The 12,308-nt window shown below is 73.6% G+C and carries 11 protein-coding genes; 1 reads left to right on the top strand and 10 read right to left on the bottom strand.

Annotation, left to right across the window (positions count from 1 at the left end; all coding sequences use genetic code 11):
• Window positions 1-3 precede the first annotated feature (3 nt).
• The 5 genes from HQQ88_RS15585 to HQQ88_RS15565 all read right to left on the bottom strand — a co-directional run bounded on the left by HQQ88_RS15585 (window position 4) and on the right by HQQ88_RS15565 (window position 4,043).
• Entirely contained in the window at window positions 4-1,395 is a 1,392-nt protein-coding gene (locus HQQ88_RS15585; RefSeq protein WP_132099332.1) for an amidohydrolase, read from the bottom strand.
• Window positions 1,388-1,993, bottom strand: coding sequence for a cysteine hydrolase family protein (locus HQQ88_RS15580; RefSeq protein WP_131922033.1), 606 nt, complete (start codon window positions 1,991-1,993; stop codon window positions 1,388-1,390). Before HQQ88_RS15580 ends, HQQ88_RS15585 begins: the two co-directional genes overlap by 8 nt.
• A 113-nt stretch (window positions 1,994-2,106) precedes the next feature.
• Window positions 2,107-2,643 carry a cytidine deaminase gene (locus tag HQQ88_RS15575; protein ID WP_173170129.1) on the bottom strand — a complete coding sequence of 179 codons (537 nt, stop codon included), beginning with the start codon at window positions 2,641-2,643 and terminating at the stop codon, window positions 2,107-2,109.
• The gene (locus HQQ88_RS15570) at window positions 2,640-3,401 is read right to left on the bottom strand and encodes an amidohydrolase family protein (RefSeq protein WP_133938734.1); all 762 of its coding nucleotides are present in this window, start codon (window positions 3,399-3,401) and stop codon (window positions 2,640-2,642) included. The genes HQQ88_RS15575 and HQQ88_RS15570 overlap by 4 nt, the downstream gene beginning before the upstream one ends.
• A 141-nt stretch (window positions 3,402-3,542) precedes the next feature.
• On the bottom strand, window positions 3,543-4,043 hold the full coding sequence (locus HQQ88_RS15565; RefSeq protein WP_111086474.1) for a hypothetical protein: 501 nt from the start codon (window positions 4,041-4,043) through the stop codon (window positions 3,543-3,545).
• Between the two features lie 110 nt (window positions 4,044-4,153).
• Here HQQ88_RS15565 and HQQ88_RS15560 point away from each other — a divergent pair, with 110 nt between their 5' ends.
• A complete protein-coding gene (locus HQQ88_RS15560) occupies window positions 4,154-4,849 on the top strand; it encodes a GntR family transcriptional regulator (protein WP_200849186.1) in 696 nt (231 codons plus the stop codon).
• 102 nt (window positions 4,850-4,951) lie between these two features.
• On the opposite strand, the gene HQQ88_RS15555 is transcribed toward HQQ88_RS15560, so the two are convergent.
• From HQQ88_RS15555 to HQQ88_RS15535, 5 genes are read right to left on the bottom strand one after another with little or no spacing between them, the layout of a single operon-like run.
• Complete coding sequence (locus HQQ88_RS15555) at window positions 4,952-6,379, bottom strand: amidase family protein (RefSeq protein ID WP_173170127.1); 1,428 nt, start codon at window positions 6,377-6,379, stop codon at window positions 4,952-4,954.
• Window positions 6,379-8,394 (bottom strand): primary-amine oxidase, encoded by a 2,016-nt coding sequence (locus HQQ88_RS15550; protein WP_173170125.1) that lies wholly within the window; start codon window positions 8,392-8,394, stop codon window positions 6,379-6,381. The genes HQQ88_RS15555 and HQQ88_RS15550 overlap by 1 nt, the downstream gene beginning before the upstream one ends.
• A 28-nt stretch (window positions 8,395-8,422) precedes the next feature.
• Window positions 8,423-9,970, bottom strand: a complete 1,548-nt coding sequence (locus tag HQQ88_RS15545) for a gamma-glutamyltransferase (RefSeq protein ID WP_173170123.1) — start codon at window positions 9,968-9,970, stop codon at window positions 8,423-8,425.
• Window positions 9,967-11,061 carry an FAD-dependent oxidoreductase gene (locus HQQ88_RS15540; RefSeq protein WP_131844895.1) on the bottom strand — a complete coding sequence of 365 codons (1,095 nt, stop codon included), beginning with the start codon at window positions 11,059-11,061 and terminating at the stop codon, window positions 9,967-9,969. Before HQQ88_RS15540 ends, HQQ88_RS15545 begins: the two co-directional genes overlap by 4 nt.
• Window positions 11,058-12,299, bottom strand: coding sequence for an aminotransferase class V-fold PLP-dependent enzyme (locus HQQ88_RS15535; RefSeq protein WP_173170121.1), 1,242 nt, complete (start codon window positions 12,297-12,299; stop codon window positions 11,058-11,060). The genes HQQ88_RS15540 and HQQ88_RS15535 overlap by 4 nt, the downstream gene beginning before the upstream one ends.
• Window positions 12,300-12,308 lie beyond the last annotated feature (9 nt).

The following is a 12,308-nucleotide window of genomic DNA, read 5'->3' as shown; positions in this document are numbered from 1 at the left end:
GGATTACATCTGCCCGGGACGAGCCGCGGCGTCGAAGACCGTCACGCCGCCGACGTCGGTGCGCAGGACCCGCGCCGCGGCGAACTCGTCGACCGTGCACGCGGCCGGGTCCACGTCGAGCAGCACCCAGTCCGCCAGGGCGCCGGCGCGCAACACGCCGCGACGGTCCTCGGCGAAGGACGCGTGTGCCGCACCGCGCGTGTAGGCCTCGACCGCCTCGAGCACCGAGAGCGCCTGTGCCGGGCCGATCGGCTCGTCGAGGCCGCGCATCCGACGGCCCGCGGCGACGGGGACCACCTCACGCGGGTCGAAGGGGAAGTACGGCGCGTCCGAGCCCATGGCGACCGTGGCACCGGCGTCGGCCCAGGTCCGCATCGGGTTGACCTCGTCGACACGGCTGCCGAGCCGGCGCTGCAGCCCGGCGGCGTTCTTCCAGGCGATCGAGGGCTGCAGCGACGCCACGACACCGAGGCGTGCCGCACGGTCGGCGCTCGCGACGCTCGGCTCGAGGTACGCGTGGATGAGCTGGCAGCGGAGTCCGGCGACCGATCGCCCCGTGTCCTGTTCCGCTGCCTCGAGCCCGTCGAGCACCTCGGCGACCGCACGACTGCCCACCGCGTGGACGCCGAGTCCCCACCCCGCGGCCACGCACGACGCTGCAAGGCGTGCGAAGTCAGCCGCCGAGATCCGCTGCACGCCGTGGTCGTCGCCGGTCCAGGGCCGTTCGAGCAGCGCCTGCCCCTTCATGCCCTCGCCGTCGTAGTAGACCTTGACCGGGCCGAGCCGGAGGCGGTCGTCGCCGTCACCGGTCACGCCGTCGATCGAGTCGAGCACCGCCAGGGCCGCATCGACGTCGGGGACCGCTGCACTGCCGAGCTCGGGGTAGGGCATCGCGACCACGCGCAGGGTCAGGAGTCCCTGCCGGTGCGCCTCCCGGTACCCCTCGAGCTCGGGCAGCGTGACGGCCGGGTCGACGACACCGGTGAACCCCATCGCGTGCAGCAGCGGCTGGATGCGGCGGATCGCGGCGAGCCGGTCCCCGAGCGTCGGCGGTGCGTCCCCGATCCAGTCCGGGGCGTCCGGGTCCGCGTCGCCGTCGGCGAGCATCGCGGCCGAGAACGTCGCGGCGTCGGCGTCGCCGTCCACGAGCTGCAGCGCTTTGAGTCCGGCGCGCTGCGCGTGCGCGTGGGCGTCGGTGAACCCCGGCAGGACGGTGCCCTCGACGTGGTCCTCGGCCGTGCCCTCCGGAGCCGCCGCCCGCACGTCGTCGAGCGTCCCGACCGCCGCGATCCGGTCGCCGACGACGAGCAGGGCCTCGGCGGTCGGCACCCCGGGGTCCATCGTCCGGACGTGTCCGACGACGAGCCGCGCGGACCGGCCGGCCGCCTCACACACCGACGGCCTCCCGCTCGTCGAGCCAGGTGCGCACGTCCGCAGCGGTCACGAGGGCGTCCCGCTGCAGGTACCCGATCGCCTCCAGTGCCGCGTCGTGCGCGCGTTCGCTCGACCCGGCGACGCAGTCGGTGAGGACCCGGACGGCGTAGTCGTGCTGGTGGGCGTCGGCCGCCGTGTAGTGGATGCAGACGTCGGTGAGTCCGCCGACGAGCAGGACAGTGCCGGCCCTGTACGCCTTGAGCACGATCTCGAGCTCGGTGCCGAAGAACGCCGAGTAGCGCCGCTTGCGGATGACGAACTCCTCGGGCCGAGGGTCGATCCACGAGGCCAGCTCGGTCTGCTCCTCGCCCTCGATGCAGTGCGGGCCCTCGGCGCCGTCGAGCTCACGGCCGATGTCGACGAGGTCCGGCTTGTGGACCTCCTGGATGAAGACGACGGGCACACCCGAGGAGCGGCAGTGCTCGATGAGGTCACGGACGCGCGGTGCGCGCTCGGCACGGCCGCCCATCACGGGGATGCCGGGCGTGGGCATCGTCGAGGCAGCTCCGCCCTGGATGTCGACGACGATCAGGACGGGGTTGCCGGAGACGGCGAGCATGCTGGTGGTTCCTTCCGGGACGGATCGTGCAGCGGGTGGGGACCGGTGCGCGCCGTCGCCGTCATCCTCTGACGGGATCCGGCGCCGCAGGGGTCCGGGGTGTTTCCGCGGTGTTAAACCTCAGGTGTCGCCGAACCGGGCGGTGTCGCCGAACCGGGCGGTGTCCCCGCGGGCGCCGTCACCGCTCCAGCCGCCGCCCGCGCGCTCCGCCGCCGCCGGAAGGGCAGCAGCTCGGCGACCCCGACCGGCCCGAACCCGTTCCCGACCGCGACCCACACCCGGGCGTCGGGCGCGTGGTCACCGAGCAGCTCCGCGCAGACCCCGCACGGCTCGATCAGGTGCATCGTCCCGCCCGGCCTGCGGAGCACCCCCACGACCGACACCACCGGCGACCCGGCGACGACGGCCGCACTCAGCGCAGCGGACTCGGCGCACACCGACGCGCGGCCGGCCGATGCCTCGACGTGCAGCCCGGTGACCGCACTGCCGTCGGCGAGCCGGAGTGCTGCGGCGACCTCGTGCACCCCCGTGCGGTACCGCCGGTCGAGCACGTCGGTCGCGATCCGGAGCAGCTCCTGGTCCGCGGCGCCCATCCCGGACGGCGGGCCGGCGAGCACCGGTCGGTCAGACGCGGGCGAGCCGCTGCTCACGACCAGCCCAGGATCCGCGCCATGTTGCCACCCTCGACCAGGGCCCGGTCGGCCTCGTCCGGGATGGCCTTCGCGATCTTCATGCGCTCGAGGTCGAAGTCGCTGCCCGGCCACTCCGACCCGAGCAGGATCTTCTCCGCGCCGAGGCGCGCGTACGCCCGCTTGACGTCGGACATCAGGGTGGCCGAGGTCTCGAGGTAGACGTGCGGGTTCCGCTCGGCGACGATGATCGCCTCCGGCACGTTCCACACCGCACCCATGTGCGCGATGATCGTCGGCACCGTCGGGAAGTTCCTCGCGATCTCCTCGATCGAGAACGGTGCACAGAACGCGTCGTCGAGTGCGTTGATCAGCACGGGCAGGCCGAGCTCGGCGCAGACCTCGAACAGCGGGTCGAGCAGGCCGTGGTCCGCGACGTGGTAGCCGTGCAGGCTGGGGTGCAGCTTCAGGCCGACCAGCCCGCCCTCGGCGAAGCGACGGATCTCGTCGGTGGCGTTCTCCCACTGCGGCATGACCTGGCCGAAGCCGAACAGCCGGTCCGGGTGCGCGGCGACCAGGTCCATCAGGAAGTCGTTCTCGATCCCCTGCGCGAGCGAGCAGACCATGGCGCGGTCGACCCCCGCGGCGTCCATGCGGTCGAGGATCCGGTTCGCGTCGAACGGCGTGTACGCCGGCGGCTCCTCGCCCGGGCGCACCCCGCTCAGGTAGTCACTGCGGCCGCGGCGGTCCTGCGTGGTGTTGTAGGCGTCGATGATCATCGTGGGCGTCTCCTCGTCGGCGGCTCGTGGGGCGGAACTCCCGCACATGTGATCCGATACTGCCAGAATTGGATCCAATTTGGTAGCGCTGGGGTGCGAGACACCCAGCCTGGAGGCGCGGCGCACCCCCGCCGCGCCGGCTCAGTGCACGACGACCATCGCGCCCATGGCCAGCACGCTCACCAGTGACGCCGCCCGGCGCACGGACTCGACCCGCGGCACCCGGCCGCCGACGACGTTCCACAGCACCACACCGGCGTGCACCGCGACCGCCACCCCGACCGGCAGCAGCACCGCACCGTGGGAGTGCCCCGCGCCGGCACCGGCACCGGCATGGCCACCTGCGAGCAGCACGAACACCGCGCCGAGCAGCATCCCGAGCGCGTGCAGGTGGTCACCACCGGGGCGACTCCGGCGACGCCACCGGTCCACCGCAGCCGTGCCCATCGCGCAGCCACCGAGCAGGAGCGCCCAGAACGGCGCCGGCACCACGTGGAGCGCCGGCACGTGGACGTCGAGCATCGCGACGAGCATCACCGCCTCGGCGACGAGTGCGACCGGCCCGACCCGTCGCCCGCCAGCGATGCCGAGCCCGAGCGCACCGACGGCTGCGACGAGCATGACGACGAGCAACACGGACATGATTGGATCCAATCACGAGCGAGTCGGATACGGCAACGGGATCCAACACCTGGCAGGATTGGATCCGCAGCGGGGGCTCGCTGTGACGACGTACCGAGGGAGACCACGACGTGACCACCAGCGACGGCAACGCACTCGTCGACGACCTCGCCGCCCGGATCCGCGCGAAGATCATGTCCGGCGAGATCCCCATCGGCGCACCGCTCCGCCAGGCCGACCTCGCCGCGCAGTTCGGCATCAGCCGCACCCCGGTCCGCGAAGCACTCCGCCAGCTGCAGACCGGCGGCCTCATCGAGGTCGTCCCGAACCGTGGCGCCGTCGTCCGGGTGCCGGTGCCGTGGGAGGTCCGCGAGGCGTACGAGGTCCGCGCCGAGCTCGAGTCGCTCGCAGCCCGTCGCGCCGTCGACCGCCTCGACGACGCCACGATCGCGCAGCTCCGCTCGGTGAACCAGGCGATGTACGAGCGCTCCCTGGCGGCGGCCGAGGGCGAGCAGCCGAAGCAGCGCGAGGGCAGCGACAACGACCAGTTCCACGGGCTCATCTACCAGGCCTCCGGCAACACCCGGTTGACCCGGATGCTCGTCGAGATCAACGACGCCTTCCCCCGGAACGTCTCGGCCCTGGTGCTCCGCGAGAACTCCCGGCACCGCGAGGAGAACTTCCGCGAGCACGAGGAGCTCATCGAGGCGTTCGTCGCCGGGGACCGCGAGCGCGCCGCCGAGCTCATGCGCGACCACGTCCTGCGCGCCGGCGAGCACCTGGCGCACTGGTACGAGCGCCGCTCGTCCACCGTCTTCACCGGCTGACCCGGCGCGACCAGCGAAAGCGGCCCGAGAGACCGGACCGCTCAGCGCCGCACCGACGGGGCGGGGCCGACCCGCGCCTCCCGACCGGACCGTCCCGGCCGTCTACAGGACCGGCGCCCGCCGGATCCAGCCGGTGGCCTCCTCGATCGCGCGCGTCACCGCGAGCAGCTGGGCCTCGCGGCCGTACCGCCCGACGACCTGCACGCCGACCGGCAGCCCCTGGGGCGTGAACCCGGCTGAGGTCACCACGACCGGGTGCGCCGTCAACGTCAGCCGGTTCGCGAGCATCTGCCACGTGAAGTAGCGGTCGAAGCGGTGGCCGTCGACCTCGTCGACCCACTCGACCTCGGCCGGCGGCGCGACCACCGGCGTCGCCGGCAGCACGAGCACGTCGTGCCGGTCGAGCACCGCAGCCGTGTCCCGGTACATCCGGGTCCGACGCTCGTACGCATCGGCGAGCTGCGCCGCCGTGGTGGCGCGCCCCTGCTCGACGTTGCGGACGTAGTCCGGGCGGAACCCGGTGGCACCGGCGTCGACGGCGTGCCGCCCACCCAGGAAGAACTCGAACGTCTCGATGGTCTCCCACGCTTCGTCGGCACCCGCGAAGTCGGGCTCGTCCGCCTCGACGACCGCTCCGAGCCCGGCGAGCTGCTCGGCGAACGCCCGGTGCACGGCACGCACGGCCGGGTCGATCGGCAGGCCGCCGGCGTCGTCGCTCCACGCGACGCGCAGGCCGTCGAGCTCCACCGGTCGGACCGGGTGCTGGGTCATGGCGGACATCGGCCAGACGGTCTTCTCGACGGCGAGGGCTTCCATGAAGCGTGCCGCGTCGGCGGAGTCACGCGCCATCGGGCCGGTGACGCCGTGCGGCGTCCAGGCGTTGCCGGTCCGGCCGCTCGGCACCCGGCCCGGGCTCGGTCGGACGCCGACGACGTTGCAGAACGCGGCCGGGTAGCGCAGGCTCCCGCCGCTGTCGGAGCCGTCGGCGATCGGCAGCATCCGCCCGGCGAGCGCCGATGCGGCACCACCGCTGGACCCACCCGCGTGCCGCGAGGTGTCCCAGGGGTTCACGGTCGTGCCGAACACCGGGTTGAAGGTCAGGACGCCCTGGCCCATCTCCGGCGTGTTCGTCTTGCCGATGATGAGCGCACCGGCGTCGCGGAGCAACGTCGCGAGGACGCTGTCGTGCTCGGCGGGGCGCGCGTCGGCGAACGCCGCCGACCCGTTCGTGGTCGGCAGGCCGGCGACGTCCATCAGGTCCTTCACCGCGGTGGGCAGGCCGTGCAGGAGCGGGAGCGGTTCGCCCGCGGCGCGTGCCTCGGCGGTGCGGCGGTCCGCCGCTTCTGCCGCGGCCAACGAGACCGAGTCGGGCTGCTGGGAGACGACGGCCTGGAGGCGCGGGTTGCGTTCCTCGATCCGGTCCAGGTGGGCGCGCATCACCTCCACCGCCGACACCTCGCGGTTCGCGACGGCGTCGGCCAAGCGGACGGCGGACCAGTCGGCGAGGTGCTCCGGGGTGTGCTCGGGCATCAGCGGCCGCCCTCGTGGTCGTGCTGCTGCTCGGCGTGCACGTGCCCGTCGTGCGCGGCGTCGGCGTGGTGGTCGTGCGCCGCGTGGTCGTGCGCCGCGTGGTCGTGGTCGTGGCCGGCACCAGGCGCGCAGTGGTCGGTCGCCGACGGCGGGACGTCGAGCGAGGGGTTCCGGTCGAAGAAGCCGTCCGGTTCGAGCCGGAAGCCGATCGTGTCGACGGGCATGATCGGCCACTGCTCGGGCCGCGGGAAGTGGTGCACGCCGAGGACGGGCCACAGCACGAGGCGCTCGTTCTCGAGGGACCGGTCCGCCTGCTGCCAGACGTGCACCCCGTCGTCACCGAGCTCGCCCTGGTTCGGGTACTCGCCGGCGATGAAGCGCTCCTCGGGGTCGAAGACGCTCGCCCAGAGGTGCTTCGCGACGAACGGCGCCTTCCGCTCGACGATGCTGCCGGGGCGGACGTGCAGCTGCGCGGTGTTCTGGACCGCCAGGCGGTAGGCCGTGCTCTCGCCGTAGCGGTTCTGCGCGGACTCGCTCTCGATGCGCCAGTGCAGCGCGCGGGCCGGGTCGGTCATCCGGGCGCCGTCGGCCTCGGAACCGATCGGCGTCTCGACCGCGATGCAGGCATTGCCGTAGGGGTTCAGGGCCTCGTCGGGCTCGGGCTCGGCGTGCACCTCGACCAGCCGGTTCAACGGCCCGTCGACGGCGGTGTCGAGCCGGACGGCGAAGTAGTGCTGGTGCGTCGGGGCCTGCACGTTCGGTGCGACCATCCGGCCGTACCGCGGGGTCTCGCCGTCGGCGATGCCGGACACCGACATCAGGCCGGTGAGCTTCACCTCGAGCTCGACGGAGCCGTCCTGGTACAGCGACCAGTAGAAGCCGTAGTCGTAGTTCGCCACGGTCGCGAAGCTCGAGATCACGAGTCGGCGGCTGCGACGGACCTCGGCGCTGCCGGTGCGGGTGTTGACGTGCTTCCAGAGGATCGAGTCGTCCTCCTCGTGCAGGCAGATGCCGTTGACGATGGTCTGCGGTTCGCCGTGGCCGTCCAGGAAGTCGACGTCGAAGTAGCGGATCTCCCCCAGGCAGTCGCAACCGAGCTCGAGGCTCGCGGTGAGCGGGCCGGCGCCGTACTCGCCCCAGTCGAAGAAGTTCTTCCGGTACGCGGTCGGGTCGCTGTCCAGGTACGGCACGTACATCTCGTTGACGGCCGCACGGTGCAGCACCGGGCGCTCGACGTCGCCGTCACGGTAGGACAGGTCGTGCAGCACGAGCCCCTCGCGGTGTGAGAAGCCGACACGGAACGTCCAGTTCTGCCAGCGGACCTCGTGCCCGTCGATCGTGAAGCCGGGACCGTTCGGCTGGACGATGTCGAGCGCGGAGACCTCGCGGTCGGGACCCCAGGTGCCGGAGGTGTAGACGCCGGTCTCGCTCGCCATCGGGATGACGCCGTGGTCCTCGATCCGGATGACCTCGAGGGTGTCGAGGTCGAGGATCGGGACGAGCCCGGCGACGGGTCGTGCGTAGCCGTTGTCCTCTGGGAACTCGCGGTACCAGACCGTGCCCCAGCTCAGGCGGCGGTCGGCGAGGTCCTCGGGCACGAAGCCGGTGATCGACTCCGGGTCGACCCAGACGAGCGACGTGTCGGTGATCCCGCGCTTCGCGAGCGCCTCGATGATGAGCGGCGACTTCCGTGCGGCCTGCGCGATGAGCCGTGCTTCGTCACTCGAGACGCCGGGGCGACGGTGGTCCACGTCGGTCCACAGCTCGACGATCGCGGGCGAGTCCGGGCCGGCGGTCCACCCGCGCACCTCCCACGCGGCGTGGGCGTCCGGGTCCATCACGACGATCCGCACCGGACGGGCGCCACCGGCGGTCGTGCCCCTGGCCTTCTCCTCGTCGAGCGCGATCCCCCAGAAGCGCGGCCGGGCCCCGATGCGCCCGGAGGCACGGACGGCGGTGACGAAGGAGGCGATCTCGACGGAGGTCAGCGGATCGAGGACGTGGGTGCTGCTCATGGGCTTCCTTCTCGGGTGGATCGTGCGGTCAGTGGGCGTCGAGGACGACGGCGCGGCCGTCCGCGCGGGGGTCGCTCGCGGCGTCGAGGTGTCCGTCGGCGTGGAGCCGGACGGTCTGGACGTGCCCGGCCTCGTCGACGGGGCCGCCCGTGCGGGCAATGGGCAGGCCGAGGGCGTCGGCCGCGGCGATCGCGTCCTCGGAACCGGGTTCGGCGACGAGCGTCATCACCTCGTGCCCGAGGTCGCGCGCACCGATCACGAACCGCGGTCGGCCGAGGACCTCGTCGGGGTCGCTGCCCGCGGCGACCAGGTCACGGGCGAGCTGCGCGAGGATCCACGGCTGGGCGCTGCCGCCCTGGCAGCCGAGGCCGAGCACCAGGTCGTCGGTCTCGGCGATCACCGGCAACAGGGTGTGCGGCGGCCGCAGGCCCGGTCCGACGTGGGCGGGGTGCGCGGGGTCGGTGCTGAAGGCGGAGCCGCGGTTGTGCAGCACCACGCCCGTCCCCGGGTCGAGGATGCCGGAGCCGAAGAGCTGGTAGACGCTCTGGATGAGCGTGACGACGGTGCCGTCGCTGTCCGCAGCGGTCACCGCGACGGTGTCGCCGAGGGCACGGCCGGCACGGGGCAGTGCGCCGACCCGACCGGAGTCGCGTGGGTCGAGCATGGCCGCGACGTCGATGGAGCCGCCGCGGGGGTCGCCGAGTTCGGCCTGGCGGACGAGCGCGGCACGGTGCACGGCGTCGACGAGGTCGGCGGTCGCAGTGCCGTGCTCGCTGCCGTCGGCGAGCGCTTCCGGCAGGATCCCGAGCAGCACGACGCCCTGCGTGGGCGGCGGCGCGACCCACCACCGGGCCCCGCCGATCGTCGTGCCGCGGGGCTCGACGAGCTCGGCGTCGTGCGAGGCGAAGTCGGCCTCGGTGTGTGCGCCCCCGAGTTCCCGCAGCCGGGCGGTGATCGAGGCGGCGATCCGTCCCCGGTACATCGCGCCCGGGTCGGCAGCGAGTTCGGTCAGGGTCGCGGCGAGTGCCGGCTGCACGAGCGGGTCGCCTTCGGCCAGGAGCGCCCCGGCGTCGTCGGTGAAGACCTCGCGCATCCCGGGGTCGGCGTGGAGCTCGTCGGTCCGGACCGCGATCGCACGGCCGAGTCCGGGGGAGACGGGGACCCCGTCGGCCGCGAGTCGTGCTGCGCGGGTCAACGGGTCGGCGAGCCCGAGTCGGCCGCCGAGTGCGTCGATCGCCTGCCATCCCGCGACGACGCCGGGGACCGTGACGGTCTGGGCGCCCTGCCGGGGCATCCGGTCGTGCTGCGCGAGCGCCGCGACGTCGATGCCGGCCGGTGCGGCGCCAGCGGAGACCACGGCGACGACGGGCCGTCCTGGCCGACGGACGAGGGCGACGAGGTCCCCGCCGATGCTGCACTGGTGCGGGTAGACGACGGTCAGTGCCGTGGCCGCCGCGAGCGCGGCGTCGATGGCGTCCCCGCCGGCCGCGACCGCCTCGGCGGCGGCGTCGAGGGCGGCCGGGTGCGGTGCGGCGACGGCGACGCGTCGGGTGGAGGGTGCTGCTGGGGCGGTCATGCGGTGGTCACCATCCGTGCGGGGCTGAGGAACGCGAGGTCGGGGCGGTCGATGCCCTGCACCAGGTCGGCGACGGCCGCACCGATCGCCGGCCCGAACTTGAAGCCGTGGCCGGAGCAGGCTGCGGCGAGGAGCACCTCGGGCTGCTCGGGCAGGGCGCCGACGACGAACCGCTTGTCCGGGGTCATCGTGTACAGGCATGCGACTGCCTGGGCACCGGCGGTGACGATGCCGGGGACGAACCCTTCGAGGAGCTCGGCCAGGTGCGCGACCTCGGCCTCGGTCGGCGGTGCGACGGGCACGTCCGGGTCCCACACGGGTCCGGCGTCGATGCCGATCTTCGCGCCGGATCCGGCGGTCTCCGGGAGCCCGAAGACGAGCCCCTCCGGCAGGTCGATCGAGAAGCACCCGAGCGCGGGCGGCTGCGCCACGGTCTGCCCCGTCGGCGCGGTGAGCGTGACGATGCGCCAGACCTCGAAGAACGCGGCGGCCTCGGGTACCAGGTGCGACGCCCAGGCGCCGCCGGCGAGCACGAGCCGTCGCGCGCGGACACTGCCGGCGTCGGTCCGGACGGTGACGACGCCGTCGTCGACCTGCCAGTCGAGCACCGTCTCGCCGTACCGCAGGTCGGCGCCGGCCGCCGCGGCGGCGGACTGCGCGAACGCGAGCGCCCGCGCGGCCTCGAGCACACCGGCGTCGGGGTCGTGGACCGCGCCGTACGACTCGGGCGGACGCAGCGAGGGCGCGAGCGTCGGCCAGGCTGCGCGGTCGACCGGGAGGCTCGCCCCACCCTGCATCGTCGGCTCGCCCCGGTGCGCGTACAGTCCACCGGTCCGGTGCAGGAAGGGCGCGCCGGCTGCGGTCCCCCAGCGGTCCCACCCGCGGTACGCACGGTCGACGAGGTCGTTCCACACCGGGTGCGGGTAGGCGCGGCGGATCATCCGGGTGGCGCCGTGCGACGAGCCGCGCTCGTGCCCCGGTGCGAAGCGCTCGACCGCGACGACGTCGAGTCCGCGGCGCGCGAGCTCGTACGTGGCGGCGGATCCGTGGATGCCGAGTCCGAGGACGACGACGTCGTGCACGGCCGTCACGCGCGGACCTCGGCGACGACGTCCGCGACGCCCTCGAGCAGGACCCGGACGTCCTCGTCGTCGTTGTACACGTGCGGCGAGACGCGGACGACGCTCGGCAGGCCACGGGCGCCCAGGTCCCACTGCGCGTGGCTCGCGGGGACGGAGATCGAGTCGATGCGGCGCTGCCGGAGCCGGGCCGAGACCTCCTTGCCGGCGACGCCGTCGACCGTGAAGGTGACGATCGCGGACGCTGACGCGGACGGGTCCGCCACGGTGACGCCGTCCACGGCGTCGAGCGCGGTGCGCAGGTGGGCGCCGAGGCCGACCAGGTGCGCCTCGGTCGCCGCCGGCCCGCGGTCGAGCGCTTCGCGCAGCGCCACTCCGAGGCCGAGCCGTGCGGCGACGGAGCACTCCCACGTCTCGAGCTGTCGCGCGGTGCCGTCCATCGTCCACTCATCCTCGCCGGTCCAGACGGCTCCGCGGACATCCGGCGCCCACGCACCGACGCCCTCGAGCATCCCGCGGCGCAGGTAGGCGATCCCGGTGCCGCGCGGCCCACGCAGGAACTTCCGGCCGGTGGTGACGAGGGCGTCGCAGTCGACGGCGCGCACGTCGATGTCGATCTGGCCGACGGACTGCGTGGCGTCGACGACGGTCAGGGCGCCGTGGCGACGGGCGACGGCGCTGATCTCCGCGATCGGTTCGACGAGGCCGGACGAGGTCGGCACGTGCACCGCACTCACGACGACACGGCCGCTCGCTCCGGCGACGGCGCGGTCCAGGGCCTCGAGGTCCATGGCACCGGTGGCGTCGCTCGGCACGACCTCGAGCCGCACGTCGTCGTGCCGCTGCATGGCCAACAACCGGAGCGCCTGGCTCACGTAGCTGGAGCGGGGTGCGACGACGGTGTCCCCGGCACCGAGCCGCAGCGCGTCGAAGACACCGCGCAGGCCGCTCGTGGCGCTGTCGAACAGGGCGATCTCGTCCGGCGCCGACCCGAGCAGGGTGGCGGCCGCGGTGTAGACGTCGGCGACCTCGTCGGCGACCTGGTTGGCGGCTTCGTACCCACCCACCCGCTGTTCCCGGCGCAGGTGGGTGACCACTGCCTCCAGGACGCCGTCGCTGACCAGGCCCGCGCCGGCCGCGTTGAAGTAGTGGCGCCCTGCGGTGCCGGCGGTGCGGGACCGCTCGGCGGCCACGTCGATCGCCGTCACTGCCTGGGCGGCCATCGTGCCGTCCTCGAGACCGATCGTCATGTCGCGGGT

This window comes from Curtobacterium sp. VKM Ac-2861 (assembly GCF_013204965.1).
GTDB lineage: Bacteria > Actinomycetota > Actinomycetes > Actinomycetales > Microbacteriaceae > Curtobacterium.
The sequence above is the reverse complement of the archived record's forward strand: the minus strand, read 5'-3'. Positions and strand labels throughout refer to the sequence as shown.

What these genes read in the sequence shown, in the direction of transcription:
- HQQ88_RS15580 (WP_131922033.1), bottom strand. Translation starts at nt 1,993, where the DNA reads ATGCTCGCCGTCTCCGGCAACCCCGTCCTGATCGTCGTCGACATCCAG.
- HQQ88_RS15570 (WP_133938734.1), bottom strand. Translation starts at nt 3,401, where the DNA reads ATGATCATCGACGCCTACAACACCACGCAGGACCGCCGCGGCCGCAGT.
- HQQ88_RS15565 (WP_111086474.1), bottom strand. Translation starts at nt 4,043, where the DNA reads ATGTCCGTGTTGCTCGTCGTCATGCTCGTCGCAGCCGTCGGTGCGCTC.
- HQQ88_RS15555 (WP_173170127.1), bottom strand. Translation starts at nt 6,379, where the DNA reads ATGCCCGAGCACACCCCGGAGCACCTCGCCGACTGGTCCGCCGTCCGC.
- HQQ88_RS15550 (WP_173170125.1), bottom strand. Translation starts at nt 8,394, where the DNA reads ATGAGCAGCACCCACGTCCTCGATCCGCTGACCTCCGTCGAGATCGCC.
- HQQ88_RS15545 (WP_173170123.1), bottom strand. Translation starts at nt 9,970, where the DNA reads ATGACCGCCCCAGCAGCACCCTCCACCCGACGCGTCGCCGTCGCCGCA.
- HQQ88_RS15535 (WP_173170121.1), bottom strand. Translation starts at nt 12,299, where the DNA reads ATGACGATCGGTCTCGAGGACGGCACGATGGCCGCCCAGGCAGTGACG.